1 protein-coding gene is annotated in these 5,304 nt (G+C 43.3%); it reads left to right on the top strand.

Features of this window, described 5'->3' with window-relative positions; genetic code table 11:
- The coding region (locus U0R11_RS13460; RefSeq protein ID WP_406752333.1) for a beta strand repeat-containing protein at window positions 1–5,304 on the top strand (5,304 nt) is incomplete at both ends.

Below are 5,304 nucleotides of genomic sequence, written 5' to 3'. Positions count from 1 at the left end.
CTGTGGCGGGTGCTACTGTAACCATCTCGGCTCAGTTAGCCGATGCCAATGACAATCCAGTTGCTACCTCAGGACAAACCGTTACTTGGACCAAGTCCAATGCCAACGGTAGTTTTGCTTCGGCTACCTCAACAACTAATGGAAGTGGTATTGCTACTGTTGTGTTCACTTCGCATACCGTTGCAGGTACTGCCACTACCGTGACAGCTACTACTTCGGCTATTTCAGGAACATCGGGAACTATTACCACGGTGGCAAGTTCACCAGATGCAACTGCATCTACTTTAACTCCTACATCGGCAAGTATTACAGCGAATGGTTCTTCTACCCAAGTGTTAACCGTCACAGCTAAAGATGGTAGTGGAAACAACATAGGTACTGGTGGAGCGACAGTCACCATCACTAAATCTTCTGGTACTGGATCTATTGGTTCGGTTACCGATGTTGGAAATGGTACCTATACAGCTACGGTTACTTCACCTACTGCCGTTGGTTCTGGGGTGTTTGTTGCCACTTTAGGTGCAGCTCAAGTCAAAAGTGGTACAGGTTCTCAAACGCAATCTACCATTACCTATATTGCTGGTGCAGCTACAAAATACATTGTTACTTCTTCATCTTCATCTCCTGTGGCAGGGGCTACGGTAACCATCTCGGCTCAGTTAGCCGATGCCAATGACAATCCAGTTGCTACCTCAGGACAAACCGTGACTTGGACCAAGTCCAATGCCAACGGTAGTTTTGCTTCGGCTACCTCAACCACCAATGGAAGTGGTATTGCTACTGTTGTGTTCACTTCGCATACCGTTGCAGGTACTGCCACTACCGTGACAGCTACTACTTCGGCTATTTCTGGTACTTCAGGAACTATTACCACCGTTGTAGGGGCTGCTAGTAAGTACCTCGTTACTTCTTCATCTTCTTCTCCTGTGGCTGGGGCTACTGTAACCATCTCGGCTCAATTAGCCGATGCCAATGACAATCCAGTTGCTACTTCGGGACAAACCGTGACTTGGACCAAGTCCAATGCCAATGGTAGTTTTGCTTCGGCTACCTCAACAACTAATGGAAGTGGTATTGCTACCGTTGTGTTCACTTCGCATACCGTTGCAGGTACTGCCACTACTGTGACAGCTACTACTTCGGCTATTTCTGGAACATCTTCTACCATTACCACCGTGGCGGGGACTGCGAGTAAGTACATCGTTACTTCTTCGTCTTCTTCTCCTGTGGCTGGGGCTACTGTAACCATCTCGGCTCAGTTAGCCGATGCCAATGACAATCCAGTTGCTACTTCGGGACAAACTGTGACTTGGACCAAGTCCAATGCCAACGGTAGTTTTGCTTCTGCTACTTCAACAACTAATGGAAGTGGTATTGCTACTGTTGTGTTCACTTCGCATACTGTTTCAGGTACAGCCACTACCGTGACAGCTACTACTTCGGCTATTTCAGGAACGACAAGTACTATTACGACAGTGCCAGGAGCAGTAGATGCTACTAAATCTACTATTTCACCTACTGCTGCAAGTATCACAGCCAATGGTTCTTCTACCCAGTTATTAACCGTCACAGCTAAAGACGCCAATGGAAATAATGTAGGAGTTGGAGGTGCTACCGTGACGATATCAAGGCATGTTGGAACGGGTGTTGTTAGTGCCGTAAACAATGTAGGTGATGGCACTTATACAGCCACTGTAACCTCTCCTACTACGGTTGGCACAGGGGAATTTACTGCAACGATTGGAGGTGTTCAGGTAGAAAACGGTACAGGTGCCATGCAACATAGTGTGATAACTTACACGGTTGGTGCAGCTGCTAAATTAAGCTTCCAAGTACAACCTAGTAATACCGCCTCATTGGCAGCCATCAGTCCAGCCGTAAAAGTTAGAATTGAAGATGTTAATGGTAACCTAACAACATCCTCTGCTAATGTAACTATCGACTTTGGTACGAATGCAGGATCAGGAACTCTATCGGGGACAAAAACAGTAGCTGCAGTAAATGGAGTAGCTACTTTTAGCGACTTATCCATCAATAATACAGCTACGGGTTATACGTTAACTGCAAGTAGTGCAGGATTAACAGGTACCACCTCAAATACATTTAATATTACGTCGTCAGGTGCCGCAAAATTAGCCTTTAGTGTTCAACCGAGCAACGCCACAGCTGGAAGTAGCATTAGCCCATCCATCAAAGTTCAAATTTTAGATGCGGCAGGGAACCCAACTACAGCAACAGACAACATCACCTTATCAATTGATACCAACCCTGCTTCTGGTACACTTTCAGGCACATTGACTCAAGCAGCAGTGTCAGGGGAAGCTACATTCTCGGGCATTTCTATAAACAAATCAAGTGCATCTGCCTATAAACTGAAAGCGACAAGTGGATCATTAACAGAAACAATTTCTTCTACTTTCATTATCTCACCTAACACTCCTACAACTATTACAGTAACTGATATCACTCCATCCGTTGGAATTTTAGGAATAAACAACAATATCATTCGAGTTAATTTAGTGGATGCTTACGGTAACTTCTCCCCGGCACCATCTGATATCGGTGTGGAATTAAGCATGTTTTTAGGCGCTACAGATAAAACGTCAGATGGTATAGAGAGAACCAATTCTTCCAATGTGGTTCAATCGAATCCTATCCAAGCGACGATTCCAACAAGTTCATATTTCACAGATATTACTTATGTACGATACAAATTATCTACCGTAGATAAAACAACTAACCCCTATACAATTAATACCAATGCTACTATCAAAGCCACCAAATACACTGTAGGTGGCCCAAGCTTAACCGCAGGTACGAGCGCAGCATTTAAAATTATAGACGGAAAAATTTATTCTCCAAAAACAAGCGGTAATTGGAATGCTGTTACTTGGGCAATTTCATCCGATGGAGGTTCCTCCTTTGTTGATACGGTCGGGATAAAATACGTATATGATAAATATGATATAGTAAAAATTCCAACAGGTATCACCACGACATTAAGTCAATCGGTCTCATTATACAGCATGATTATTGATGGAACATTTGACTTAACGACTAGTGGAACCCTTACTTTAAATCATCACTCAGGTATTGATGGAGAATACAATGTTCATACCCATGGAACATTCAAAAACTCAGGAGGAACCTTTACAAATGCCAATGAGTCAGTCAATGGATTCTTACCTAATTTCCACGGTGGAACATATTGGCATGCTAGAAACGGGGGTTCCATACCAAAAGCATTATGGACCACGCAGACTACTGGATCATTAACCAAAATTACCGGCCTTACTTCGACTTCATTAAGCAGTGGATTTGATCAAGCATTTTTAAATTTTGAATGGGATAATACTAGTTATTCTGGTCAAATTATGCACGGAAACGTCAGCATTGCTAAAGACTTCTACCTAAAAAGTGGCGAGTTTTCTATTGGTGACAACAATACATTAACCCTGAATGAAACGGTCAATGGTTCAAGTGCTGGTAAATTAAAAGGAACAACACTTTCTACCTTGCATGTTAATACAACTAGTGGAAGTCCTACCTTGGATTTTGCAACGGGAGGACAAAATTTGAAAGAACTGAAAGTCAATGTTTCTGGTGGAACTTCATTGACCATACCTGCTGACTTAACCATTAGCACTACTCTAAACTTAGTTGCAGGCCATGTGGTTATGGGTAATAATAAAAAACTAAGTTTCCCAAGCAGTGCCAGTATTACAGGCTCTTCGGAAACTCGTTATGTAGAAGGTATCATTTCAAGAGTCATTCCAAAGCAAACGGATCCTTCTGTTTTCTTCCCAATTGGTGATGCTACCGCATATACACCCGTTACCTTAGATTTTACTGGCAGAAGCGCTGCTTCTACTGATTTAACCATAGAATCATCAACCAACTCTTTAGCCAATAATTCAGAAGTTAGTGGCTCAGGTATTCGTGGTGATAAGTACATTAAAAGAAAATGGCGGGTATCAGATGGTAGTGGTGCAACGGCGAATGGATTCACTACTTACAATGTTACCTTAGGATTCCCTTCGGGAGATATGTTTGGTTCTCCAAGCCTTGCTAATCTGATTGTTCGTAAAAATGGTGGCTCGTGGAAAGCACCAAGCGGGCATGTACGCACTGATGGTACAACCAAGACTGTTAAAGGTCAAAACTTTAACTCTTTCTCTGATTTCTTTATAGGAGAATCCACAGGTACAACTAGCTTCTCATTAAATAGTCCAGCTGATATTACAGCCGGAACTAGAGCTGCCTACGTTGGAACTCGATTGGATGCTGCATCAATACCCTATTCTATAGGCACACAAACGGCTTACCTAAGTTCGACAGGTAGCGGTGTTTTCTATGATGCTGCTAGCGGAGGAAATGTCATTACGAGCATCAGCTTTGCCGAAGGATCTTCAACTGCCAATTTCTGGTTTGAGAAAAATACAACAGGAACTTATACAGTGACCTTGTCAGATGCTACTCCTGCCGATGCGGGAACAGGTATCACTGATGCCGCAGATAATATCGGCGTTACTGTAGGTGCAGTCGATGCCACTGCTTCGACTTTAACTCCAACAGTAGCTAATATTACTGCCAATGGAACATCAACACAAGTATTATCAGTTACTGCCAAAGATGCTTATGGGAATAACCGAGGAACTGGTGGAGATGTGGTTACGATCACCAAATCTTCTGGAACAGGTAGCATAGGTAGTGTAACTCATGCTGGAAGTGGAGTATATACCGCCACAGTAACTTCGCCTACCTCAACAGGAACGGGAGTATTTGTGGCTACTCTAGGTGGAGCCCAAGTGAAAAGCGGAACTGGCTCACAAACTCAATCTACTATCACATATTCTGAGGGTTCTGCTTCTAAATTAGTAATTACTACTATTGGAACTAAAACAGCAGGTTCAACCTTTAGTGTAATTGTCAATTTAACTGATGCCAATGGTAACCCAGTTAATGCCACGGCCAATGGTACAGTAACCCTTTCTCTTAAAACAGGAACAGGTACTTTGGGTGGAACGCTCACTGGTACTATTTTATCTGGAGGAAGTGACGTAACTTTCACTGGTATCACCTATACCAAAGCTGAAACAGGCGTAGTTTTAACTGCTACCGGTTCTGTTGCTGGTAATGTCGATGGTAAAGTAGGTGATTCCAATGCCTTCACCGTAGTGGCTGGGGCTGCGGATGCTACAGCTTCTACCTTAACTCCTACATCGGCAAGTATTACAGCGAATGGGGCTTCTACTCAGGTGTTAACTGTCACTGCTAAAGATGCTAATGGCAACAATGTGGGTA

Origin of the sequence: Aquirufa salirivi (genome assembly GCF_045310485.1) — a bacterium.
Classification (GTDB): Bacteria; Bacteroidota; Bacteroidia; order Cytophagales; family Spirosomataceae; genus Aquirufa; species Aquirufa salirivi.
Note: the sequence above shows the minus strand (reverse complement) of the source record. Positions and strands in the feature narration are given on the sequence as shown.